21 protein-coding genes are annotated in these 23,142 nt (G+C 67.7%); 5 read left to right on the top strand and 16 right to left on the bottom strand.

What is annotated here, in order from left to right; translation table 11 throughout:
* The first annotated feature begins 7 nt into the window (after positions 1 to 7).
* From KTJ87_RS11860 to KTJ87_RS11845, 4 genes are all read left to right on the top strand, one after another.
* Positions 8 to 1,015 carry an AAA family ATPase gene (locus tag KTJ87_RS11860; protein WP_267139341.1) on the top strand — a complete coding sequence of 336 codons (1,008 nt, stop codon included), beginning with the start codon at positions 8 to 10 and terminating at the stop codon, positions 1,013 to 1,015.
* Positions 1,012 to 1,887 (top strand): DUF58 domain-containing protein, encoded by an 876-nt coding sequence (locus tag KTJ87_RS11855; RefSeq protein ID WP_267139340.1) that lies wholly within the window; start codon positions 1,012 to 1,014, stop codon positions 1,885 to 1,887. The genes KTJ87_RS11860 and KTJ87_RS11855 overlap by 4 nt, the downstream gene beginning before the upstream one ends.
* Positions 1,887 to 4,646 carry a DUF4159 domain-containing protein gene (locus KTJ87_RS11850; protein ID WP_267139339.1) on the top strand — a complete coding sequence of 920 codons (2,760 nt, stop codon included), beginning with the start codon at positions 1,887 to 1,889 and terminating at the stop codon, positions 4,644 to 4,646. Before KTJ87_RS11855 ends, KTJ87_RS11850 begins: the two co-directional genes overlap by 1 nt.
* Positions 4,647 to 4,757: 111 nt before the next feature.
* Entirely contained in the window at positions 4,758 to 6,839 is a 2,082-nt protein-coding gene (locus KTJ87_RS11845; protein WP_267139338.1) for a hypothetical protein, read from the top strand.
* A gap of 53 nt (positions 6,840 to 6,892) precedes the next feature.
* On the opposite strand, the gene KTJ87_RS11840 is transcribed toward KTJ87_RS11845, so the two are convergent.
* From KTJ87_RS11840 to KTJ87_RS11790, 11 genes are all read right to left on the bottom strand, one after another.
* A complete protein-coding gene (locus KTJ87_RS11840) occupies positions 6,893 to 7,363 on the bottom strand; it encodes an Hsp20 family protein (RefSeq protein WP_267139337.1) in 471 nt (156 codons plus the stop codon).
* A 150-nt stretch (positions 7,364 to 7,513) separates the two neighbouring features.
* The gene (locus KTJ87_RS11835; RefSeq protein ID WP_267139336.1) at positions 7,514 to 8,326 is read right to left on the bottom strand and encodes a trypsin-like serine peptidase; all 813 of its coding nucleotides are present in this window, start codon (positions 8,324 to 8,326) and stop codon (positions 7,514 to 7,516) included.
* A 55-nt stretch (positions 8,327 to 8,381) separates the two neighbouring features.
* Complete coding sequence (gene glcF, locus KTJ87_RS11830; RefSeq protein WP_267139335.1) at positions 8,382 to 9,761, bottom strand: glycolate oxidase subunit GlcF; 1,380 nt, start codon at positions 9,759 to 9,761, stop codon at positions 8,382 to 8,384.
* Between the two features lie 7 nt (positions 9,762 to 9,768).
* On the bottom strand, positions 9,769 to 10,140 hold the full coding sequence (locus KTJ87_RS11825) for a hypothetical protein (RefSeq protein ID WP_267139334.1): 372 nt from the start codon (positions 10,138 to 10,140) through the stop codon (positions 9,769 to 9,771).
* Positions 10,137 to 11,255, bottom strand: a complete 1,119-nt coding sequence (locus tag KTJ87_RS11820; protein ID WP_267139647.1) for an FAD-binding protein — start codon at positions 11,253 to 11,255, stop codon at positions 10,137 to 10,139. Before KTJ87_RS11820 ends, KTJ87_RS11825 begins: the two co-directional genes overlap by 4 nt.
* A gap of 73 nt (positions 11,256 to 11,328) precedes the next feature.
* Positions 11,329 to 12,759 (bottom strand): FAD-linked oxidase C-terminal domain-containing protein, encoded by a 1,431-nt coding sequence (locus KTJ87_RS11815; RefSeq protein ID WP_267139333.1) that lies wholly within the window; start codon positions 12,757 to 12,759, stop codon positions 11,329 to 11,331.
* A gap of 206 nt (positions 12,760 to 12,965) precedes the next feature.
* A complete protein-coding gene (locus KTJ87_RS11810) occupies positions 12,966 to 15,128 on the bottom strand; it encodes an esterase-like activity of phytase family protein (protein ID WP_267139332.1) in 2,163 nt (720 codons plus the stop codon).
* A 132-nt stretch (positions 15,129 to 15,260) separates the two neighbouring features.
* On the bottom strand, positions 15,261 to 15,596 hold the full coding sequence (locus tag KTJ87_RS11805; protein ID WP_267139331.1) for a hypothetical protein: 336 nt from the start codon (positions 15,594 to 15,596) through the stop codon (positions 15,261 to 15,263).
* 73 nt (positions 15,597 to 15,669) lie between these two features.
* Complete coding sequence (locus KTJ87_RS11800; RefSeq protein WP_267139330.1) at positions 15,670 to 17,091, bottom strand: TrkH family potassium uptake protein; 1,422 nt, start codon at positions 17,089 to 17,091, stop codon at positions 15,670 to 15,672.
* Positions 17,030 to 17,695, bottom strand: a complete 666-nt coding sequence (locus KTJ87_RS11795; RefSeq protein ID WP_267139329.1) for a potassium channel family protein — start codon at positions 17,693 to 17,695, stop codon at positions 17,030 to 17,032. The genes KTJ87_RS11800 and KTJ87_RS11795 overlap by 62 nt, the downstream gene beginning before the upstream one ends.
* Positions 17,696 to 17,702: 7 nt before the next feature.
* The gene (locus KTJ87_RS11790) at positions 17,703 to 19,181 is read right to left on the bottom strand and encodes an NAD-dependent succinate-semialdehyde dehydrogenase (RefSeq protein ID WP_267139328.1); all 1,479 of its coding nucleotides are present in this window, start codon (positions 19,179 to 19,181) and stop codon (positions 17,703 to 17,705) included.
* 87 nt (positions 19,182 to 19,268) lie between these two features.
* On the opposite strand from KTJ87_RS11790, the gene KTJ87_RS11785 reads away from it, so the two are divergent.
* A complete protein-coding gene (locus KTJ87_RS11785; protein WP_267139327.1) occupies positions 19,269 to 20,063 on the top strand; it encodes an alpha/beta hydrolase in 795 nt (264 codons plus the stop codon).
* A gap of 4 nt (positions 20,064 to 20,067) precedes the next feature.
* On the opposite strand, the gene KTJ87_RS11780 is transcribed toward KTJ87_RS11785, so the two are convergent.
* From KTJ87_RS11780 to KTJ87_RS11760, 5 genes are all read right to left on the bottom strand, one after another.
* On the bottom strand, positions 20,068 to 20,625 hold the full coding sequence (locus tag KTJ87_RS11780; protein ID WP_267139326.1) for a hypothetical protein: 558 nt from the start codon (positions 20,623 to 20,625) through the stop codon (positions 20,068 to 20,070).
* 61 nt (positions 20,626 to 20,686) lie between these two features.
* Positions 20,687 to 21,679: a P1 family peptidase gene (locus KTJ87_RS11775; protein WP_407650492.1), complete on the bottom strand. Its 993-nt coding sequence runs from the start codon at positions 21,677 to 21,679 to the stop codon at positions 20,687 to 20,689.
* The gene (locus KTJ87_RS11770; protein WP_267139325.1) at positions 21,676 to 22,002 is read right to left on the bottom strand and encodes a hypothetical protein; all 327 of its coding nucleotides are present in this window, start codon (positions 22,000 to 22,002) and stop codon (positions 21,676 to 21,678) included. The genes KTJ87_RS11775 and KTJ87_RS11770 overlap by 4 nt, the downstream gene beginning before the upstream one ends.
* Positions 21,999 to 22,352 (bottom strand): cupin domain-containing protein, encoded by a 354-nt coding sequence (locus tag KTJ87_RS11765; protein ID WP_267139645.1) that lies wholly within the window; start codon positions 22,350 to 22,352, stop codon positions 21,999 to 22,001. The genes KTJ87_RS11770 and KTJ87_RS11765 overlap by 4 nt, the downstream gene beginning before the upstream one ends.
* A 2-nt stretch (positions 22,353 to 22,354) precedes the next feature.
* Positions 22,355 to 23,095 (bottom strand): glucose 1-dehydrogenase, encoded by a 741-nt coding sequence (locus tag KTJ87_RS11760; protein ID WP_267139324.1) that lies wholly within the window; start codon positions 23,093 to 23,095, stop codon positions 22,355 to 22,357.
* Positions 23,096 to 23,142: the final 47 nt, after the last annotated feature.

Genomic DNA, 23,142 nt, shown 5'->3' with positions numbered 1-23,142 from the left:
CATTGCCATGGCAGACACCGAAAGCCTCGTCCCCGAGATCGAGGCGCTGGGCGCCAGGATGATCACGGCAAAAGACAGCATTTCCAAGCGCTTCATCGGTCAGGAGCGGGTGGTAGAGCTGGTTCTTTCAGCCCTGATTTGCGGCGGTCACGGGCTGCTGATCGGCCTTCCGGGGCTGGGCAAGACGCGGCTCATCGACACGCTGTCGACGGTGATGGGCCTGCATGGAAATCGCATCCAGTTCACGCCCGACCTGATGCCGGCGGATATTCTTGGCTCCGAAGTGCTGGAAACCGCCGGCGACGGCAGCCGCGCATTCCGGTTCATCGAAGGCCCGGTGTTCTGCCAGTTGCTGATGGCCGACGAGATCAACCGCGCCTCGCCGCGCACGCAATCGGCGCTGTTGCAGGCGATGCAGGAAAAGACCGTGACGGTCGCCGGGGTCGAGCGGCCGCTTGGCGTGCCGTTCCATGTGCTGGCCACGCAGAACCCCATCGAACAGGAAGGCACCTATCCGCTGCCCGAAGCGCAGCTTGACCGGTTCCTTGTGCAGATCGATGTGGACTACCCCGACCGCGGAACAGAACGCGACATCCTGCTGGCAACGACCGGCGTGGACGATGCGCAGGCGACCGAGGTGTTCTCGACCGAGGAACTGCTGAAGGCGCAGACGCTGGTGCGGCGGATGCCGGTCGGCGACGGCGTCGTGGACCTGATCCTTGACCTGGTGCGCGCCTGCCGCCCGGGCGAGCCCGAAGCGCATGAGGCGATCACGCGGTCTGTCGGCTGGGGCCCCGGCCCGCGCGCGGCGCAGGCGCTGATGCTGACCGTGCGGGCACGCGCGCTGCTGGATGGTCGCCTTGCGCCCAACGCCGAGGACGTCATCGCGATGGCGCGGCCCGTGCTGTCGCACCGCATGGCGCTGACCTTTGCGGCACGGGCGCGCGGCGAGCAACTCAAGGACGTGATCGACCAGGTGGCAGAGCGCGTGACCCGCGTCGAGGCCGCCGCTTGACCACGCCCGCGCATCTCCGGCAACGATCAGAAGACCTTGCGCAGGCGCTGCCCCCGCTTCTGGCGGCGGCAGAGCAGCTTGCGCAGACGGTTCTTCTGGGCGCGCACGGCCGCCGCCGGTCGGGGATGGGCGACGAGTTCTGGCAGTATCGCAACGCCCGCCCCGGTGACGAGGCGCGCAGCATCGACTGGCGCCGTTCGGGCCGGTCGGACGAGCATTTCGTGCGCGAGAACGAATGGCAGGCGGCGCAATCGGTGCACATCTGGCTGGACGAGGCGCAGTCGATGGATTTCGCCTCGACCGACAGGCTGGTGACCAAGGCCGACCGCGCCAAGCTGCTGTCGCTGGCGATGTCGGTGCTGCTGATCCGCGCGGGCGAGCGTGTGGCGCTTGCCAATCTCGGCACGCCGCCCCGGTCGTCGGAATTGCAACTGATCCGCATCGCCGAGGCGTTCACGCGTGGCGGCGAGCGGCCCGATTACGGCGCACCAGAGGTGCGGGGCATGCTGCCCCATGCCCGCGCTCTGTTTGTGTCCGATTTCATGGGCGATATCGAGGCGGTGACGGCGCAACTGACCAAGGCCGCCGACCGCGGCGTTAAGGGCGTGCTGTTCCAGATCCTCGACCCGCAGGAAGAGGCGTTTCCCTTTGACGGGCGCACGATCTTTGAAAGCATGGGCGCATCCGTGCGGCACGAGACGCTGAAAGCGCGCGACCTGCGCGGGCGCTATCTGGAACGTCTGGCCGAGCGCAAGGGACGGCTTCAGGACCTCGCCCATGTCACCGGCTGGCAATACCGCTGCCACCATACGTCCGACCCGGCGCAAGCCGCCCTGCTGTGGCTTTACGGCGCGCTGGAACGGAGACGCTGATGCTGACGCTTGGACCCCTTGGTTTCGCCGCGCCCTGGCTTTTGCTGGGGCTGATCGCGCTGCCGATCCTGTGGCTTCTGTTGCGCGCGGTGCCGCCCGCACCGGTCCGCCGCCGGTTTCCCGGGGTTGCGCTGCTGCTGGGTCTGACCGACGACGAGACGCAGACCGACAAGACGCCGTGGTGGCTGCTGCTGCTGCGCATGCTGGCTGTCGCCGCTGCGATCATCGCCTTTGCCGGGCCCGTCCTGAACCCGCAGACCGAGGTGCGCGGCAGCGGCCCGCTGCTGGTGCTGATCGACGGAACCTGGGCCGATGCCCGCGACTGGCCGCGCCGGATGGACCGCGTCGAGGCGGCGCTGGACGAGGCGTCGCGCGACGGGCGCACCGCCGCCGTGGTCAGCCTGACCGATCTGCCGACTGGCGATCTGCCCTTTGCCGCCGCCGAAAGCTGGACGTCGCGGCTGGCCGGGTTCGAGCCGATGCCGTGGGAGCCGGACCCCGAGGCCGTCGCCACCTGGCTGGACGGGCTGGAGGGCGATTTCGACACCTTCTGGATGTCCGATGGCGTCGCGCGCGATGTGCGGGCCGATGTCCTGACGGCGCTCGAGGCGCGCGGCACCGTCCGGGTCTTCGAAAGCCCGCGCGCGGTGGTCGGCCTTGCGCCCGTGCGCTTCGAGGACGGATCGGTCGTCGTGACGGCGCTGCGGGCGCGCACCGGGGGCGAGGATACCGCCGATGTTGCCGCCTACGGGCTTGACCCCAACGGCATCGAGCGGGAATTGTCCCGCGCCAGCGTCACCTTTGCCGATGGCGAGAACCGCGCCGAGGCGGAACTGTCCCTGCCGCCTGAATTGCGCAACCGCATCAGCCGCTTCGAGATCGCGGGCGTGCGGTCGGCGGGCGCGGTGTCCCTGACCGACGACGCGCTCAAGCGCCGCGAGGTCGCGCTGATCGCAGGGCGCGAGAACCGCGAAGGGCTGGAGCTGCTGTCGCCCACCCATTACCTTGAACAGGCGCTCGAGCCGTCGGCGGACCTGATCGACGGGGCGCTTTCGGATATCCTGCTGGCCAATCCCGACGTGATGGTTCTGGCCGACGTGGCCACCCTGTCTCAGAGCGAGAAGGATGGAATCGCCGCCTGGGTCGAGGAGGGCGGTTTGCTCTTGCGCTTTGCCGGGCCGCGCCTTGCCGCCAGCGAGGTCAGCCGCACCGAGGAAGACCCGCTGATGCCGGTGCGCCTGCGCGCGGGTGGCCGCAGCGTCGGCGGCGCGATGAGCTGGGGCGAGCCGAAGGGCCTGCGCCCGTTCGGCGAGGACAGCCCGTTCTTCGGCCTCGCGATCCCCGAGGACGTGCGCGTCTCGGCGCAGGTGATGGCGCAGCCCGACCCCGAGCTTGCCGCGCGGGTGATCGCCACGCTGCAGGACGGCACGCCCCTTGTCACGCGCAAGCGGATCGGCGCGGGGCAGGTGGTGCTGTTCCACGTCACCGCCAACGCCGAATGGTCGACGCTGCCGCTGTCGGGACTGTTCGTGCAGATGCTGGAACGCCTCGCGGTCTCGACCCGCCCCGCGGTGCCATCGGCCGAGGATCTGGCGGGCACCGTCTGGTCGCCCGAGCGGGTGCTCGACGGCTTTGGCGAGATCGAGGACGCAGGCAATTTGCCGGGCGTTGCAGGCGAGGTGCTGGCCGAAGGGCCGCCCGGCCCCGCCCTGCCGCCCGGGCTGTATTCTGGCGAGGATCGCCTGATCGCCGTCAATGTGTTCGGTCCAGGCACCGAACTGAGCACGACGGCATGGCCCGACCGGATCGCCGTGGAAGGATTGGACGTGATGCGCGAGACGGTGCTGAAGGGCTGGTTCCTGGCGGCGGCGATGACGCTTCTGATGATCGACATCCTTGCGTCACTCTTGCTGTCGGGGCGCCTGCGCGGGCCGCGCGCGGGGGCGGCGGCGGTGCTGGCGCTGGCCGTGCTGATGCTGCCGCAGGAAGGACGCGCGCAGGACGATGCCAAGGCGCTGGAGGCGACATCCGAGGTGGTCATGGCCCATGTCGTGACCGGCAACGCCGAGGTTGACCGCGTCGCCGAGGCGGGGCTGAGGGGGCTGTCGAGTGTGCTTTACTCCCGCACCTCGATCGAACCGGCGGACCCGATCGCCGTCGATCTGGAAGCGGATGAGCTGGCCTTCTATCCGGTGCTCTACTGGCCGATCACGCCCGATCAGCCGGTGCCATCCTCGGACGCCTACGAGCGGCTCAACACCTACTTGCGCACCGGCGGCATGATCGTTTTCGACACCCGCGACGCAGACATCGCCCGCTTTGGCCAGGGCAGCCCGAACGGGCGCAAGCTGCAACAGCTTGCCGCGCCGCTGGACATCCCGCCGCTGGAGCCAATCCCCGAGGATCACGTCCTGACGCGCACCTTCTACCTGCTTCAGGATTTTCCGGGTCGCCATGCCAGCCGCGACGTCTGGGTCGAGGCGGCGCCGCCCGATGCCGAGCAGGTCGAGGGCATGCCGTTCCGCAACCTCAACGACAATGTGACCCCCGTGGTGATCGGCGGCAACGACTGGGCCGCCGCCTGGGCGACGGACGCGCGCGGCAACTGGATGCTGCCGGTCGGGCGCGGCTTTGCCGGGGAGCGCCAGCGCGAGATCGCCTACCGCTTCGGCGTGAACCTGATGATGCATGTGCTGACCGGCAACTACAAATCCGACCAGGTGCATGTGCCTGCGCTTCTGGACAGGCTTGGACAATAGCGATGTTGCCCAAGGCCTTGCGCCTTGGGCAACCCGGCCGGGGGGAGGCGCTGCCTCCCCCCGGACCCCCCTCCGGAGTATTTCCGGACCAAAGATGACAAGGGATGACCCGTGACCGGTTCCATCGTTTTCGACCCGCTGCTGCCGCTTCTTCTTGTGGGGGGGCTTGCGGTGCTTGCGGCGCTGTTCGTCGGCGCGGCGCTGTGGCGCGGGCTGACGGGCTGGTGGCTGCGGGGGCTTGCGGCGCTGGCGCTGGTGGCGGCGCTGGCGAACCCGTCGCTGCAGACCGAGGACCGCGCGCCGCTGACCGACATCGTGATCGCAGTGGTCGATGAAAGCGCGAGCCAGCGCATCGCGGGCCGTCCCGATCAAAGCGCAGCGGCGCTTGCCTCGGTCGAGCGGCAGATCGCGGCGATGGAGAACACCGAGTTGCGCGTCGTCCGGCTGGGAGATGCGCAAGGCGACGAGGGCACGCTTCTGATGGCGGCGCTGGCCGAAGCGATGGCGGAGGAGCCGCGCGCGCGGCTGGCGGGGGCGATCCTGATCACCGACGGGCAGGCCCATGACATCGAGGCGGCGCCGGACCTGCCCGCACCGCTTCAGGTGCTTCTGACCGGCGAGCCGGAGGACTGGGACCGCCGCCTGATGGTCCGCAATGCGCCGGCGTTTGCGATCCTCGACGAGGAGGTGACGCTGACCTTGCGGATCGAGGACCAGGGCCGGGTGCCCGCGTCGGTTGCAGGGCGCTCGGAGATCGAGATCGCTGTCGATGGCGGTGAGCCGCAGGTGTTCACCGTCCCTGTCGGCGAGGACCTGGAATTGCCGCTGACGCTGCCGCATGGCGGGATGAACGTCGTGCAGTTCACCGTGCCCGAGGCGGAGGGCGAGTTGACCGACCGCAACAATTCCGCGGTGGTGCAGATCAACGGCGTGCGCGACCGTCTGCGGGTGCTGCTGGTCTCGGGCGAGCCGCATCCCGGCGAGCGGACCTGGCGCAACCTGCTGAAATCCGATTCCAGCGTCGATCTGGTGCATTTCACCATCCTGCGCCCGCCCGAAAAGCAGGACGGCGTGCCGGTGAACGAGTTGTCGCTGATCGCCTTTCCGACGCGCGAGCTGTTTCTCGACAAGATCGACGAGTTCGACCTCATCATCTTTGACCGCTACAAGCGGCGCGGCATCCTGCCCGCGATCTATCTCGACAACGTCCGGCAATATGTCGAGGCGGGCGGAGCGGTGCTGGTCGCTGCGGGGCCGGATTTCGCCGGGGCCGCCTCTATCTACCGCTCGCCGCTGGCCGGGATCATGCCCGCAGCGCCGACGGGCCGGGTGATCGAAGAGGGGTTCCGCCCCGCCACGACCGAGATCGGCACACGCCATCCGGTGACTGCCGGGCTGGAGGACTTTGCCGCGCCGGGCGCGGAGGAGGCGGATGGCGATGGCCCCGCCTGGGGCCGCTGGTTCCGGCTGATCGAGTTGGAAGAGACCGGCGGCGACACCGTGCTGTCGGGCACCGGCGAGCGTCCGCTGCTGGTCTTGAGCCGTGCGGGCGAGGGGCGCGTCGCCTTGATGGGGTCGGACCAGGCGTGGCTTTGGGGCCGGGGATACGAGGGCGGCGGGCCGCAACTTGAGCTGCTGCGGCGGCTGGCGCACTGGATGATGAAGGAACCCGAGCTTGAGGAAGAGGCGCTGACCGCAACGGCGGAGGGGCAGACCATGACCATCACGCGCCGCACCCTGGGCGAGGGCGCGCGCGACGTCGAGATCACCGGGCCGGACGGCGCGGTGACGGTGCTGCCGATGGACGAGGTGGCGCCGGGGCGCTTTGAGACGGTGTTCGAGGGCCCCGAGATCGGCCTCTACCGGCTGGCCGAAGGCGAGCAGGAGGCGGTGATCGCGCTGGGCCCGGCCGCGCCGCGCGAGTTCGAGCAGACCATCGCCAGCGGCGACGTGTTGGACCCGGTCGTGGACCCGACGAATGGCGGTATCCTAGCGCTGTCGGACGGCGCGCCCGACATCCGCCGCGTGCGCGAGGGGCGCCCGGCGGCGGGGCGTGGCTGGATCGGGATCACCCCGCGCGAGGCCTATGTGACGGCGGATGTGCGCATCGCACCGATCCTGCCGGCCTGGGCGTTCCTGCTGATCGCCTCGCTGTTCATCGTCGGTGCCTGGCTGCGCGAAGGCCGCCGCTGAAACGAAACGGGCGCGCCAGTGGCGCGCCCTCGTGGCCAGGATAAGCCTGTCGATCAGGCGTCTTCGGTCTTCGCCTCGACAGTCTTCACGTTGCCGCCGCGCGTCCCTTCGATGGCGATCCGGCGCGGCTTGAGCGCCTCGGGGATCTCGCGCACGAGGTCGATGTGCAGCATGCCGTTCTCGTGCAGCGCGCCGGTCACGCGGACGTGGTCGGCAAGGGCAAAGCGCCGCTCGAACGCGCGGGTAGCGATGCCGCGATGCAGATAGACCTTGCCGTCATCCTCGGGGGCCTTGCTGGCCGACACGATCAGCGCCTGTTCGCGCACCTCGACGGTCAATTCGTCCTCGGTAAAGCCCGCGACGGCGAGCGAGATGCGATACGCGCTCTCGTCGGTCTTTTCGATGTTGTAGGGGGGATAGCCGGGCTGAGCGACCTCCTGGGTCAGCACCCGGTCCATCATGTCGGCGATACGGTCAAAGCCGACGGTTGCACGATACAGCGGTGCAAGATCGAAGTTTCGCATGGTTACCTCCATTGAGCGATACCACTATGTCTGCCCTCCCTGAACGGGACGGGCCTGAATGCGGGCCCGTGTGTGGCGCCCGCATGGAGGATCTGGGAAGTGCGGCGCGCCGGTTCAAGACCCTTGCGCGCCGGTCTGCGGACCGGGGCTTCAGGGCCGCAGGAACTTGGCGCCGCTGGGCGTGATGCCGGTCTCGGGATCGGCGAGACGGTTCACGTTGCCGGCGCTGGCAAAACGCTCGCCTTCCACCTGCATCAACTGCATCAGGTCCGACAGCGGCGCCTCGAGCGAGGTGCCGAGCGACACCGGGCTGCCCGACACCTGGGCCTTGGCAGAGACCACCGAGACGATCTGCGGGCGGCCGTTCTCCATCACGAAGATCGGCGAGCCGGACGAGCCGAATTCCACCTGGCAGGACAGCACGAGCGATCCGCCCTGCCGTGCCAGCACATGGCAGACCTCTTGCAGAGATGGCGAATCCTCGCGGCCGAGGCCATAGGACACCACGCCCACCTCCTCGCCGCGCTGGGTGCCGAACCGGACACCGAAGGGTGTGACCGTGCTGTTGCGGATCGGTGCATCGAGACGCAGAAGCGCCACGTCATGCGACACCCGGTCGGTGGTCGCCTGGTTGGAAAAGCCAAAGCCCGGATGCGGCAGCGCGATCGAGATGCCGCGCACCGCGCTGGCCCGTCCGTTGCGCCAGTCAGCAAGGAATTCGATCTCGGAGGCGTCGAACCGGCGACCGGTTTCCTTGTCATAAAGGCAATGCGCCGCCGTCAGGACCGTGTCTTCGGAAATCAGCGCGCCGGTGCAAAAGGTGTTGGTCCCGATGTTCAGCCGCCCGACCCCGGTCCAGCCCCGTGCGTCGTCCCCGGTTTCAAGCGCCCGCAAACCGGATTCGGCTGCGGCGGCCCCGGACAGGGCAGTTAGGAGAAGGGCTAGGGCGAACTGTTTCCACATTCCGGCGGCGTCCTTGTGTTGACACCAATCGGAGTAATCAACGCTTCGGGCGCGGCTATGTCCCGATCGTGGACAATGAAGGCGGTTTTGGGCCACCTGTTGCCCAATCCAGAAGCTCGACGGTATGGACCACCGGCACCTTGGTGCCCGACCCGATCTGCATCATGCAGCCGATGTTCCCGGCGGCGATGACATCGGGCGATTTCGCCTCGAGCGATTGCACCTTGCGGGCCTTCAGCTGGCCCGAGATTTCGGGCTGCATCAGGTTGTAGGTGCCCGCAGAACCACAGCAAAGATGGCTGTCGGCGGGTTCGACCACCTCGAATCCCGCCCGCTTCAAAAGCTCCTTGGGGTAGGTCTTGATCTTCTGGCCATGCTGCAGAGAACAGGCCGCGTGATAGGCGACGCGCAGGCCGCGGCCTTCCGGCGGCGGGGGGGCTTTGACGCCCGTTCCGGGGGCGGCGTCGGTGCCCGCGATGCCGTCTTTCGCCACATTGCCGCCACCTGCCGCAGCGTCAGGCATCAACTCGTGCAGCAGTTCCGACACATCGCAGGCCAGCCCCGAGATTCGCGCAGCGTGAACGGCAAGCGGATCGGTGCGGAACATGTGGCCGTAATCCTTGACCGTCGTGCCGCAACCCGACGTGTTGATGACGATGGCATCCAGCCCGTCGCCCTCGACCTCGGCGATCCAGGCGCGGATGTTCCGCGCCGCCGCCGCGTGGCTTTCGTCTTCCTTGCCCATGTGATGCACCAGCGCGCCGCAGCAGCCCGCGCCCCTTGCCACGACCACCTCGCACCCAAGCCGCCGCAAAAGCCGGATGGTGGCGTCGTTGATGTCGGTGTTCAGCGCCTTTTGCGCGCAGCCCGTCATCAGCGCGACCCGCTTGCGGCGCGCGCCCGTCGCCGGGAACACCTGCGGATCATCGTTTCGGCTGACCGGGGGGATGCGTTTCGGTGCCATCTCCAGCATCGCGCGCAGGCGGGCGTCGGGCATCAGGCGGCGGAAGGGGTAGCCGATCTTTGCTCCGATCAGCGCCAGCCGGAACCGCCCCGGATAGGGCAGGATGCGCGCCAGTAGCCAGCGCAGGGCGCGGTCGCTGAACGGTCGGCGATAGGTCTTCTCGATATGGGCGCGGGCATGGTCGACAAGGTGCATGTAATGCACGCCCGAGGGGCAGGTCGTCATGCAGGCAAGACAGGACAGGCAGCGGTCGATGTGCTTGACGGTCTTGGCGTCGGCAGGCCGGTCGTTCTCCAGCATGTCCTTGATCAGGTAGATGCGCCCGCGCGGGCTGTCGAGCTCGTCGCCAAGCACCTGGTAGGTCGGACAGGTCGCCGTGCAGAACCCGCAATGCACGCAGGACCGCAGGATCTCGTTCGACCGCGCGGTGGCGGGGTCCTTCAGTTGCTCGGGCGTGAAGTATGTCTGCATCTCGTCCTCAATCCACCCAGGGCCACAGCAACACCGCCGTGAACCCGGTCAGTGCCAGCCCTGCCGTCACGCCGCCGCGCAGCAGGATAGGCCGCGCGCCCCAGCCCGGCCGCGCCGCGATCCAGCCGTCGGCCAGTCCCGCCAGCAGCAGATGCGCAAGAGCGGCGCAACCGATGCCCATCAGGGTCAGATCGAACCCGTCGAAGAAGCCCAGCGCATGGCCGCGCATGAAGGCCGCCAGCGCCGCCGCCACCATCAGCGCCGCCACCAGCCCGACCAGCAGGCGCATTCGTCCAGGGGCGCGGCGCGCCAGCGCGAACCCGGCCAGCGGCAGCACCCCGAACAGCCCGAGCGCCGTGATGACAAGGCCCCAGTTCATGCCATCAGCCCGGGATTGAGAATCCCGCGCGGGTCGAACCGTCGCCGGATGCCCTCGCTCAATGCGGCGACGGGCGCGACCTCTGGCTGGAACGGTGCGATCGCCGCGCGCGTCGCTGCGGAGGCGCGCACCAGTGTGGCATGGCCGCCAAAGGCGCCCAGCCGCGCCCGCAGGTCCGTCCCCTCGGGCAACCGCAGCCACACGAGCCCGCCGCCCCAGTCAAGCGCCGCGCCCTCGGCGTCCGCGCGCGCCAGAAGGCCCGGCGCGTCTGACGGCTTGACCGACAGCCGCCAGACGTCACCCGCTACGCCGTGGAACGTCGAGATGTCGCGGATACCTGCCCATAGCTCCCGCACCACCGCAGGATCAGTCTCGACCTCGATATCGCCAAAGGCGCGCAGCAGGTCTTTCAGCCGCGCGGTGCGGTGGGTGATCTGGGTCTCGAACCCCTCGATCCGCAAAAGCGTCACCGGCGCCTCCCCCGGCAGGTGTGCGGCGCCCGACACCTCATAGGGCGATCCCAGTGCCGTCGTCATCGCCGCCAGGGCCTGCGCGGTCGGCAGCCCGGCGATCCGCAGAGCAGCGCTTATCGGCGGCACCGGCAGCACCTTGAGCGACACCTCGGTCAATACGCCCAGCGTGCCCCAGCTTCCCGCCATCAGCTTCACCAGATCATAGCCGGTGACGTTCTTCATCACCCGCCCGCCGTTCTTGACCACCGCTCCGGTGCCATCGACGAACCGCACGCCAAGAAGATGATCGCGGCAGGCGCCCGCCGTCACCCGGCGCGGCCCCGACACGTTCGCCGCCACCACACCGCCGATTGTCGGCTCCCCGGCAGTGCCCAGAAGCCCGCGATGATCCATCGGCTCGAACGCCAGCCTTTGCCCCTCGGCGGCCAACGCCGCCTCGATCTCGGACAGCGGCGTTCCCGCCCGCGCCACAAGCGTCAGCGCGCCCGGCTCATACAGCGTGATGCCCGACAGGCCCGCCACCGACAGCGCCGCCCCCGCCACCGGGCGCCCGATGGGCCGCGTGCCGCCGCCAAGGATGCGCAGGGGGCCGTCGGCCCCAGCCACGGCCTCGGACATCTCCGCTTCATCCCTCGGCGAAATCACGCACCCCTCCATCTTTGGTCCTCAAATACCTCCGGGGGGTCTGGGGGGCAGAGCCCCCCAGCCGCCGCCATCACGCGGCACGCCGAGTCTCTGTCACGGCCAGTGGAAACAACTTTGCCGGGTTGAGCAGCCAGGCGGGATCGAACACGTCCTTCACCCGCATTTGCGCTTCCAGGTCGCTGGGCGCATATTGCGTCGTCATCAGGTCGCGCTTCTCGATGCCGACGCCGTGCTCGCCGGTCAGGCAGCCGCCGACCTCGACGCAAAGCGTCAGGATGTCCGCCCCCAGCGCCTCGGCCTTGTGCAACTCGCCCGCATTGGCATCGTAAAGGATCAGCGGGTGCATGTTGCCGTCGCCCGCGTGGAACACGTTGGCGACGGCAAGGCCGTAGTCCTTCGACATCTCGCCGATGCGCCGCAGCACGAAGGGCAGTTCCGACACCGGGATCGTGCCGTCAAGGCAGATGTAGTCGTTGATCTGCCCCATCGCGCCGAAGGCCGACTTGCGGCCCAGCCAGATGCGCCCGGCCTCGCCCGCGTCCTTCGCCTCGCGAAACTCTACCGGGTCGTGGCGCCTGGCGATCTGCGTGATGAGGCCAAGCTGCTCGTCGATCTCGGCGGGGCTGCCCTCGACCTCGACGATCAGCAGCGCCTCGCAGTCGGGGTATCCGGCATGGGCAAAGGCCTCGCAGGCGCGGATGCAGGGGCGATCCATGAACTCGATGGCGACGGGCAACACGCCCGCCTTGATGATGTCCGACACGCAGGCCCCCGCCACTTCGTTCGAGGAGAACCCGATCAGCACGGGGCGCGCGCCCTCGGGCTTCGGCAGGATGCGCAGGGTGGCCTCGGTCACGACGCCCAGCTGCCCTTCCGATCCGCAGACGACCCCCAGCAGGTCGAGCCCGCCCGCGTCCATGTGCGCGCCGCCCAACTCGACCACGGTGCCGTCCATCAGCACCAGCGTCACGCCCAGAAGGTTGTTCGTCGTCACGCCGTATTTCAGGCAATGCGCGCCGCCCGAGTTCATCGCGACGTTGCCCGCGATGGCGCAGGCAAGCTGCGACGACGGGTCGGGGGCATAGAAGAACCCGTCCTCTTCCACGGCGCCCGTGACCGACAGGTTGGTGCGGCCCGACTGCACGCGGACAAAGCGGTTGTCGTAGTCGGTCTCCAGCACCTCGGCCATGCGCGCGACGCCCAGGATCACGCAATCGGCGGTCGGCAGCGCCCCGCCCGCAAGCGATGTGCCCGATCCGCGCGGCACGACGGGTACGCCTTCTTCGTGGCAGATGCGCAGGACGGCAGCGACCTCGGCGGTGGACGCAGGCAGCACGGCTGCGAGCGGCGGGCATTTGTAGGCCGTCAGCGCGTCGCATTCATAGGCGCGCGTCTCGGCGGCATCATGGATCACCGCGTCACGGGGCAACACCGCCAGAAGCCGGGCCACGATCTGCGCCTTGCGCGACAGGATGCCGGCGTCGGGAATGGGCATGTCCATGGGGTGTCCTCCTTGGACGAGCACCCTAACCGTTCCTGCATCCCTCGCAAGACGCAGCGCTGTCGCATGGACTGGGCAGACCCAATTCCTCGCCGAGGAATTGACCCGCCGGAGGCGGGCAAACTCTGGAAGAGTTTGGGCCTAATGGCAAACGGGCGGCGCAAGGATGCGCCGCCCGCATCTTGTGGCGACCCATATGGGTCAGATCACATCTGGCCGATCGAGAAGAACATCGTCTCGCCCGAGTGGTCGTCGACGCCGTCGTTGTCGGTCGACACCCAGCCCTGGCCATCCGGAGTGACGGCGAAGCCTTCCACCTTGTCGAGGACGTAGCCGCCCGTCGAGGTCAGGTCGCCGATCAGGTCGCGGACTTCTTCCTTGGACACCACCGGCAGGTCGCCGCCCAGCGGTGCGGGGACGAGGTCTGCCACCGGAACGCGGTAAAGCTTCTTGGTCACGGCAGCGGAGCCGATCTGGTTGTCACGCTCGACGATGTAGACGTGATCGCCGTGCAGCGTGATTTCGGACAGGCCGACCCAGCCGGTCGCCGGCTCTGCCTTTTCATAGCGCACGGCGCCCCATTCCTTGGTCTCGATGGTGTAGGAGACCAGCTTGACCGTGTTCGCCGGATCATCGCCCCATTCGCGCTGAACCGCCATCCAGAGCGTGCCGTCCACCAGAGCGATCCCCTCGAAGCCGAAGCGGCGCTCGACCGCGGCGAGTTCCGCCGGGATCGCGATCTCCTGCTTGATCTCGCCCGTGCTGTCGATGTGGTAGATCGCATGCGGCACAAGGCGGTCGGTACGGCCTTCGGAGGCGACCCAGAAGCCGCCGTTGCCGTCCAGCGTGATGCCTTCCATGTCGAGCTTCTGCGCCGGGCGACCCTTGCGGGTCACGCGGATGGCCTCGACGATCTGCGCCGGGGTCTGGGTCGGGTCGATCTTGAAGATCGTCGGCTGGTAGCTGTAGAAGCTGTCGTTCACGGCCCAGATCATGCCGTCCGCGTCAGCGACCATGCCGGAGTTCGCGCCCCAGCCCGTCAGCTCGTCCATCCCGGCCGAGGTGAGGTGCGGGTAGACGGCGGGCGCCTCCTGCATCTGGTAGATCATGACGTGGCTGCGCGCCGCGCCGTCCTCGCCAAGGTCGGTCTCGTTCGCGGACACCAGAAGGTTTCGCGCCGGGATCGTGGCATAGCCTTCGGGACCGATGCCCGACGGCAGCATCTGCGTCAGCACCGGGTTGGCCGGGTCGGTGACGTCATAGACACCGACGACCGAGGCACGCTCGGCCCCGACAAAGACGTAAGGCGTGCCGTTGAACACGTCGAACGTCACCGATTCCGGCTCGACGCCCTTGGCGTCAGACCGGCGGTCGGGGTAGTGGCCGATCTGGACGATGGCGTGCTCGAACGATGCGCCGCTCTCGTAGACCAGCGTGCCGTCCTTGTTGAAGATCGACCAGCTGCGGCTGCCACCCTCATAGTCGCCTTCGTTCGCTGTTGCGAAGTGGGTGTCGTCGATCCACGCGATCGCGTCGGGCTCGCGCAGGCGGCCCATCTGGCTTTGCGAGAATTCAAGCGCTGCCTGCTCGTCGCTGGTGTCGATGCCGTCCAGATCGACCGATCCGGCCGAGAAATGGCTGAGGATCGACCCGTCCCGCGCGACCACGACGATGTGGTTGTTCTCCTGCATCGTCAGGGCGACCTCGCCCAGATCGTTGATCGAGACATACTCGGGCTCGGGATCGTCGCCCGCCACATCGGCAAGCCCGGTCACGTCGGCGAAGCGCAGGGTGTCGCAGGCCAGATCACCGTCGGCGATATCGACCATCGCAAGCGTTCCGGCGGGCATCTGCGGGATCACGCCGTCGTTCAGGTCTTCGTCGCGCTCGTTCTCGATGGCGATGGCGATGAAGCTGCCGTCAGGCGCCTTGGCGACCGAGTCAGGCTGACCGCCAAGGTCGCACTCGTTCAGGACCTCGCCCGAGGCGATGTCGATGGACCGGATCGCGCCGGAGGGAGCGGTATAGCTTTCAGAGGTGTTCACGCCGACGAACGCCGTCTGGCCGATGATCGCGACCGAGGTCGGCTCTCCGGCCATGTCGATGTTGCCAAGCGGGGCGGGGTTCGCCGGGTCGGTGATGTCGATGCGGCCGATCACGCCCAGCGGGCTGTCGGTGTAGACCAGCGTCATGCCGTCCGCGGTGGCGGCGATGATCTCGGACGACGTCTCACGCGCCGTATCCTCGCCTTCGGCCATGTTCGACACGACCGGGAAAGATGCGATGCGGTTGAAATTCATTTCCTGAGCCTGGGCCATGCCCGCAACAAGTGCGAGCGCCGAGGTCAGGGTCACGACACGAACAGTCATGGTGCTCCCCTTCGATGGAATTGCGTCCTTGGCAGGTGACGCCTTGACGCAACGGGAGCGTGACGGTTCCGTAACGGCGCTGTGAAAAGCCGCAGGCAATCCGCGCGGGTGCGGGGTTCACATGCCGCCCGATCACTCCGAGATAATCACCTCGTTGTCCTTGCCTTCCGGCCCCGAAGGCGTTGGCGTGAAGGGCGTCTCGGGGTTGTCGTAAAGGTCGCGCGGTTCGCCCTCTACGGGGTTGATCTCGACCTCGGTGTCGGCGACCGGCTCGGTTTCCATCGGCGAGGGCGAGGTTTGCAGCGACTCCTCGGCGGGGTTCATTTCGCCGATGTCGTTGGCGGGGCCTGTGGTTTCTTCGCCGACAAGGACCATCGCGGCCACCAGTGCCAGAAATCCCAGAGGGATCAGGGCGAACACGAGGCCGCGCCAGTTGCGCTTGCCGGCAAGCGTCTTGGGGTCGGTCATTGCGGTCTCCTTGCATCCGGGGCGCTGTTCCCTTCACAAACGGACCGCACCCGGCGCATGTTCCGGCGCAAGGCTATCCCAGGTAGACCTGACCGGCAGGATACCGCACACGCGGTGCGCTTCGGGTGGCCAGGAAGAACCCCAGCGTCAGCGGACCGACGCGGCCAAGGAACATCATCGCGATGATGACGGCGCGGCCCACCGCGTCGAGGTCTCCCGTCGCGCCGCGCGACAGGCCCACGGTGCCGAAGGCGGATGCGACCTCGAACCCAAGATCGAACACGTCGCCGTCGTGGTTGATCGCCACGATGAACACGGCGACGACCAGCGACAGCATCGAGATCGTCGTCAACGCCATCACCTTGATGACTTCGGAAATGCCAAGGCTGCGCCCGAAGATGTGCAGCGTCTCGCGCCGCTTGAAGAAGGCGACGGTGGCCAACAGAAGCACGAGGAACGTCGTCACCTTGATGCCGCCGCCGGTGGATGTGCTGCCCGCGCCGATGATCATCAGCGCGATCACCATCATGCTGGTGGCCGCGTGCAGCCCGCCGGTGTCGATGGTGTTGAACCCGGCGGTGCGCGCCGTCGCCGACTGGAACCACGCAGCCGCCAGTTTCTCGAACGGTCCGCCCAAGCCCCCCAGCGTCGCCGGATTGGTCCATTCCAGCGCCGCGACGGTCAGCATACCCACGGCAAGCAGAATGGCGCTGCCCATCAGCATCAGCTTGGAATGCAGCATCAGCTTTTGCCACCGGCGCTTTTTCCAGATGTCGGCCAGCACGATGAACCCGATGCCGCCGACGATGAACAGCGCCGGGATCACGGTATTCACCACCGGGTGCCCCGACCACCGCATCAGGCTGTCGGGATAAAGCGAGAAGCCCGCGTTGTTGAACGCCGAGATCGCGTGAAACACCGCATGCCATGTGCCCACGGCCCAGCCGTGTTCCGGCACGAAAACGATCAGCAACAGCAGCGCGCCCGCGCCCTCGAACAGCAGAGCGATGCGGAAGATCACGGCCGTCAGCTTGGCCAACTCGTGCAGCGAGGTCTGGTTCAGGTCTTCGCGCAGAAGCGACCGGCCCGACAGGTTGACCGGGATGCCAAGCGCCTGGAACAGCAGCACCGCGAAGGTCATCAGGCCCAGCCCGCCCATCTGGATCAGGGCCGCGATCACGCCCTGGCCAAAGTAGGTAAAGCTGGCGCCGGTGTCCGACAGCGTCAGGCCGGTGACGGTGACGGCAGAGGCCGAGGTAAAGATCGCCTCGCCCCAGGTGACCGTGCCGGTTTGCGATATCGGCAGGCGCAGCAGCACCGCCCCCAGCACGATCAGCGACAGGTAGAGGATCGCAAGGACGGCGGGCGGCGGCAGCCGCCTCAGCGACAGCCGTGCGGCACGGCCGTTGATGCGGCGCGGAGAGGACGCCACGTCAGAGGCTCGACGCGAATTCGCGCAAGGCTTGCCGCTGGCCCAGAAGCAGCAGCCGGTCATCAGGTTCCAGCGGGCGCGGGCAATCGGACGCGCCGATCCATTCGCTGCCGCGCATCACGCCGATGCAGCGGACATTGTGCTTGTCCACCAGGTTCAGGTCCGAAACCTTCTTGCCCTCCAGCTTGTCCGGAACTTCAAGGTTCACGACGTGATAGCCGTTGCCAAGGCTGACGTAGTCGCGGATCAGCGGGTTGTGCAGAACTTGGCTGGTGTGGCGGCCCATCTCGACCTCGGGGTGGATCACCCGATCGACGCCCAGCTTGGACAGGATGCGGTGGTGGGTCTTGGATTCCGCCTTGGCCCAGACCGTCTTGACCCCCAGCAGCTTGAGGTTGACGACGCTCAGCACCGAGCTTTCCAGATCGTCCGCCATCGACACCAAGGCGATGTCCGCGCCGCCGACCCCGGCCTCGCGCAGCGCCTCGTCGTCGCGGGCGTCCGCGACGATGGCCTGGCTGATGTCCTCGGCGATGTTGGCGACGATGGTCTCGTTCAGGTCGATGCCGATCACCTCGTTGCCGAAGCGGTACAGCTCTTTGGCCACTGTCGCGCCGAAGTTGCCCAGCCCGATGACTGCGAAGGTCCGTTTTTTCAGGTCCGTCATGTGCGCCTCAGAGGCTGGTGCAGATGTATTTCATCTCGGTGAAGTCCTCGATGCCGTGGTGCGATCCCTCGCGCCCGAGGCCCGATTGCTTGACCCCGCCAAATGGCGCGACCTCGGTCGAGATGAGGCCAGTGTTCACGCCGACAATGCCATATTCCAGCGCCTCCTGCACCCGGATGATACGGGCGTAGTCGCGGGCATAGAAATAGCTGGCAAGACCGAAGATGGTGTCGTTGGCCAGCCGGATCGCCTCGTCCTCGGTTTCGAACTTGAACAGCGGGGCGAGCGGGCCAAAGGTCTCCTCGGTGGCAAAGGCCATGTCCTGCGTCGCGCCGGTGATGATGGTGGGCTGAAAGAACGTCCCGCCCAAGGCGTGCGCCTCGCCGCCATAGTAGACGCTGCCGCCCTTGGCCCTGGCGTCTTCGATATGTTCGCGCACCTTGTCGACGGCGCCCGGATTGATGAGCGGGCCAAAGTCGGTGCCCTGCTCAAGCCCGTCGCCGACGGTCATGCGGCCCAGCCGTTTCGCCAGCTTCTCGGCAAAGGCGTCGTAGACGCCGGACTGGACATAGATGCGGTTGGCGCAGACGCAGGTCTGGCCGTTGTTGCGGAACTTGCAGGCGATCGCGCCCTCGACGGCAGCATCCAGATCGGCGTCGTCGAACACGATGAAGGGCGCGTTGCCGCCAAGCTCCATCGAGCATTTCATCACCTGGTCGGCAGCCTGTTTCAGCAGCGTGCGCCCCACTTCGGTCGAGCCGGTGAAGGTCAGTTTGCGGACCTTGACGTTCTCGCAGAATTCCTTGCCGATGTCCGAGGACCGCGTTGACGGGATCACCGAGAACACGCCTTTCGGGATGCCCGCGCGGTCGGCCAGAACGCCAAGCGCCAGCGCCGACAGCGGCGTCAGCGACGCGGGGCGCACAAGGAACGAACACCCCGCGGCAAGGGCTGGCCCGGCCTTGCGGGTGATCATCGCGTTGGGAAAATTCCACGGTGTGATCGCGGCGGCGACACCGATGGGCTGCTTGATGACGGTGATCCGCTTGTCGGGCGCGTGGCCGGGGATCGTCTCGCCGTAGACGCGCTTGGCCTCTTCCGCGAACCATTCGATGAAGGACGCGCCATAGAGGATCTCGCCCTTCGCCTCGGCATGGGGCTTGCCCTGCTCGGCGGTCAGGATCGTTCCCAGGTCGTCCGCGTTCTCGACCATCAGGTCGAACCATTTGCGCAGGATGTTCGCACGCTCCTTGCCGGTCTTGGCCGCCCAAATCTTCTGTGCGTCATAGGCGGCGTCGATGGCGCGCGCGGTTTCAGCGCGGCCATAGTCGGCGACCTTTGCGATAACGTCGCCGCGCGCGGGATTGGTCACATCGAAGGTCGCGCCGTCGTCGGCATCGGCCCAGTCGCCCGCCAGATACCCTTGCGTGACCAGTAGCGACGGGTCCTTCAGAAGCCCTGCAAGATCGGTGTTGGAATCGAGCATGTCTGTCTCCCCTCGATGTGAAACGCGGCTTGTGGCCGTTAACGCGAGTTGTCACCTTTTGGTTCACGACCTGCAAGGAGAAGCGCCATGGACCTGACCGACGCCTACGAGAACGGAGCCTACATCCCCGGCAGCGCGGACTATCCGCCCCGCTGGGAGGCGCAGGCACAGGCGTTCCGAAAGGCGCTGGGCGCGCTGTTCGAGACGCTGGATTATGGTCCCGGCCCGCGCCACGCGATGGACCTGTTCCACCCTACGGGACGCGCCGAGGGGGTGGTGGTGTTCATCCACGGCGGATACTGGCGGCGGTTCGACCGTGCGCAGTGGTCGCATCTGGCCGCCGGGGTCGTCGCTCGGGGTTGGGCGGTGGCGATGCCGTCCTACACGCTGGCGCCGGACGCCCGGATTGCCGCTATCACATCCGAGATGGCCGAGGCCGTCACCGCCGCTGCCCTGCGCATTCCGGGGCGCATCGTCGTCACCGGGCATTCTGCCGGCGGGCATCTTGCCGCGCGGATGCGCTGCGAGGATGTGACCTTGCCAGATGATGTGGCGGCGCGGCTGAAACGCATCGTCCCGATCTCGCCGCTGTCGGACCTGCGCCCGCTGATGCAGACCGAGATGAACGCCGACCTGCGCCTAGACGCGGACGAGGCGCGACGCGAAAGCCCCGCGCTGCACACCGATCTGCGCGATGTGCCGACGACCGTGTGGGTCGGCGGGGCCGAACGGCCTGCGTTTCTCGATCAGGCGCGCTGGCTGGGGGACGCCTGGCCGCGCACCAAGGTGGTGATCCGGGACGGGAAGCACCATTTCGACATCATCGAGGAAATGGAGGCGCCGGACGGCGCGCTGACCGAGGCGCTGGTCGGCGGGCTGTGACGGCTCAGTTGCCGAAGTTGCCAAGCGCCTCGTAGTCGATCGCCTCGAGCACCGGCATCATCACATCGCGGTCCGCGCCGCTGGCCTGCACGAGGATGCGGTTGGCGACCAGCGTTGTCACCTCTCCGTCCTGATCGACAAAGCGCTGGCGGCCGACACGGAACAACTCACCGCTCGCCGCCATGATTGTCGGGTTCGAGAACATCGCGCCCATCGCCGTCACCATCGGGCTGTCGGCAAGAAGAGTCAGGGTAAAGCTGCCCGCGTCGCCGGAATATGTCGCCTCGGTCCCGGTGCCGCCGCCCATCATGGCAAGGCCCGCGTTCATCTCGGTGTCGATTTCGCGGGTGAAGCCCTCTGGCGCCTCGGGCAGAAGGGCGGACAGCGTGTCGGTCTTCATCCCCTGCATCAGTTGCTGTGCAAAGGCGATTTCCTCTAGCGCGAACTGGATGTCGCCCGACTCGTAGGCCTCGATGGCCGAGTTGAGCGTGTCGGTCACGTCGTCGGCGGCGGCGGGGCTGGCCAGCGCAAGGCAGGCGAGGGCGGCAAGGGTGCGGGTCATTGGCGTCTCCTGCAGGTCCGTATGGGAAAGGTTAGGGACAGACCGCCGATTCCCGCAAGGATTACCGGGCGAGCGATGACCAGATCGGGACGGGATCACCGGGCGCTGCGCGGGCGGCATGGACGCCGCGCGCGATGGCGCGGGCAAGGCAGATCGACGCCATGTGCCCGATCATCAGCGTGTCGGCGACATGGTCTTGCAGCGGCCGCGTGCCGGTCGCGGCGGCAAAGACAAGATCGCCGTCCATCGGCGTGTGGCTGGGCATCAGCGCGCGGGCCATGCCGTCATGGGCGGCGACAGCGAAGCGCTTGGCTTGCGCCTTGGACAGCACGGCGTCGGTAGCGACGATGGCAATGGTGGTGTTGCGGTGGCTGCCAAGCTTGGTCGCGGGGATGTCCGTTGGCGCGAAGGCCGTCGCCGGGCCAAGCCCGCCGAACTCGCTGTCGATCTCGAACGGGGCGGCCCAGAAATGCGCCGTATTACCCACCGTTGCCGAGCCGAGCGCATTGACCGCCACGAGCGCGCCGACGACGTGCCCCGACGGCAGCACCGCCGAGGCCGACCCGAGGCCACCCTTCAGCGTCGCCGTGGTCGCACCGGTGCCCGCGCCGCTTGTTCCAAGCTCGAACTCCGCAGCAGCGGCATCCAGCGCAGCACGGCCAAGCGCCTTGTAGGGGTTCTGCGTCCAGCCCTTGTCGCCGCCGTTCAGCAGGTCGAACAGGATCGCGCCCGGCACGATGGGCACACGCTGACCGCCCACGTCGAACCCGCGCCCGATTGCGCGCAGGGCGTCCGCCACGCCCGATGCCGCGTCGAGGCCAAAGGCCGATCCGCCCGACAGGACCAGCGCATCGACCTGCTCGACGGTGTTCTCGGGGGCCAGAAGATCGGTCTCGCGCGTGCCGGGCGCGCCGCCCATGACATGCACGGCGGCGGTGAAGGGCATATCGCCCAGCAAGACCGTGGCCCCGGATTTCAGGCCGTCATCGCGGGCATTGCCGACCCGCAGGCCGGGGACATCGGTAATCAGGTTGCGCGGACCGGGCCGGATCATGCGCGCCTCCGTGGATAAGGGGTGGCGAAGCGACCGAGAGGGCGCAGGTGCGGCGTATCCGGGAACAGGCGCGCGCCGGGGATCAGCGCTTCGGGGAAGATCAGAATCAGCGTCGTGTCGCCGCCTTGCGCGGACTGGATGGCCCTGGCGGTGTCGTTGCCGAAAGCATGCGTCAGACGGGGCAGGGAGTTGCCGCCGCAGATCACTTCGACATGGTCGAAATCCAGCGCCAGCCCGCCCCCGTCGCAGGCATCCAGCAGATGCGCAAAGGCCAGCGGCTGCGACGCGAACCCCCCCGCAAAGACCGCGACGCCGTCCATCACAGGCGCGGTTTCTTCGCCGCGGTCGCGGGATCGCCGGTGTTCGGCACGCCCTTTGGTTCGATCAGCAGCACCTTTGCCTCTGACACCGCGCGCGGACGGTGGGTCATGCCCTTCGGGACCACGCACAGATCGCCGGGGCGCAGGGTGACGCTGTCGCCATCCTCGCCGTCCAGGATCACCTCGCCTTCCAGCACGTAGAAGAAATCGTCCGTGTCGGGGTGGACATGGAACGGGAACTGCCCGGCGAACTTCACCACCATCACGTCGTTGTCGTTGTAATCGGCGACGACATGCGGGTCCCAATGGCTGTCGAACTGCGCCAGCTTCTCCGCCAGCGTGACCTTCTTCAGCGTCATATGCAGCGGCCCCCGTCGACTTCCATTGCCACGCCGGTGACCATCGACGCCTCGTCCGAGCACAGGAAGCAGGCCGCGTTGCCCATGTCCTCGGGCGTCGAGAAGCGGCCGAGAGGGATCGTCGACAGAAAGGCGCTGCGCCGTTCGGGCGTGTCCTCGCCCATGAAGGACGCCAGCAGTGGGGTTTCCCCCGCAACGGGGCACAGCGCGTTGACCCGCACGCCGCGCGGCGCAAGCTCCACCGCCATCGTCTTGGTCGCGGTGATCATCCAGCCCTTCGAGGCGTTGTACCAGTTGAGGTTCGGGCGCGGCGACAGCCCGGCGGTCGAGGCGATGTTGAGGATCGCACCGCTGCCGCGTTCCTTCATCTGCGGCACGAAATGGCGCGCCGTCAGGAACACCGACTTGGCGTTGACGGCCAGCACGCGGTCGAATTCCTCTTCGGTCACGTCTTCCATCGGTTTCGGCATATGGGTGATGCCCGCGTTGTTCACCAGGATGTCGAGGTGCCCGAAGGCGGACAGCGTGACCTTGGCCAGCGCCGCAACGCCGGCGTTCGACGCCACGTCGGCCTCTGCCGCCTCGCCGCCAAGCGCGCCCGCGACAGCCTGCGCGGCGGCAAGGTTGATGTCGGCGATCATCACGCGTGCGCCCTCGGCGGCGAACTTGCGCGCGATCCCCGCGCCGAACCCCGATCCGCCCCCCGTCACCAGTGCCGTCTTGCCCGCCAGCCGCATGTCTCGCCCTCCCTCAGATCATGCAGCAGACAGTGGCGGGCAGGGCA

This window comes from Anianabacter salinae (genome assembly GCF_019061145.1).
GTDB lineage: Bacteria > Pseudomonadota > Alphaproteobacteria > Rhodobacterales > Rhodobacteraceae > Anianibacter > Anianibacter salinarum.
The sequence above is the reverse complement of the archived record's forward strand: the minus strand, read 5'-3'. Positions and strand labels throughout refer to the sequence as shown.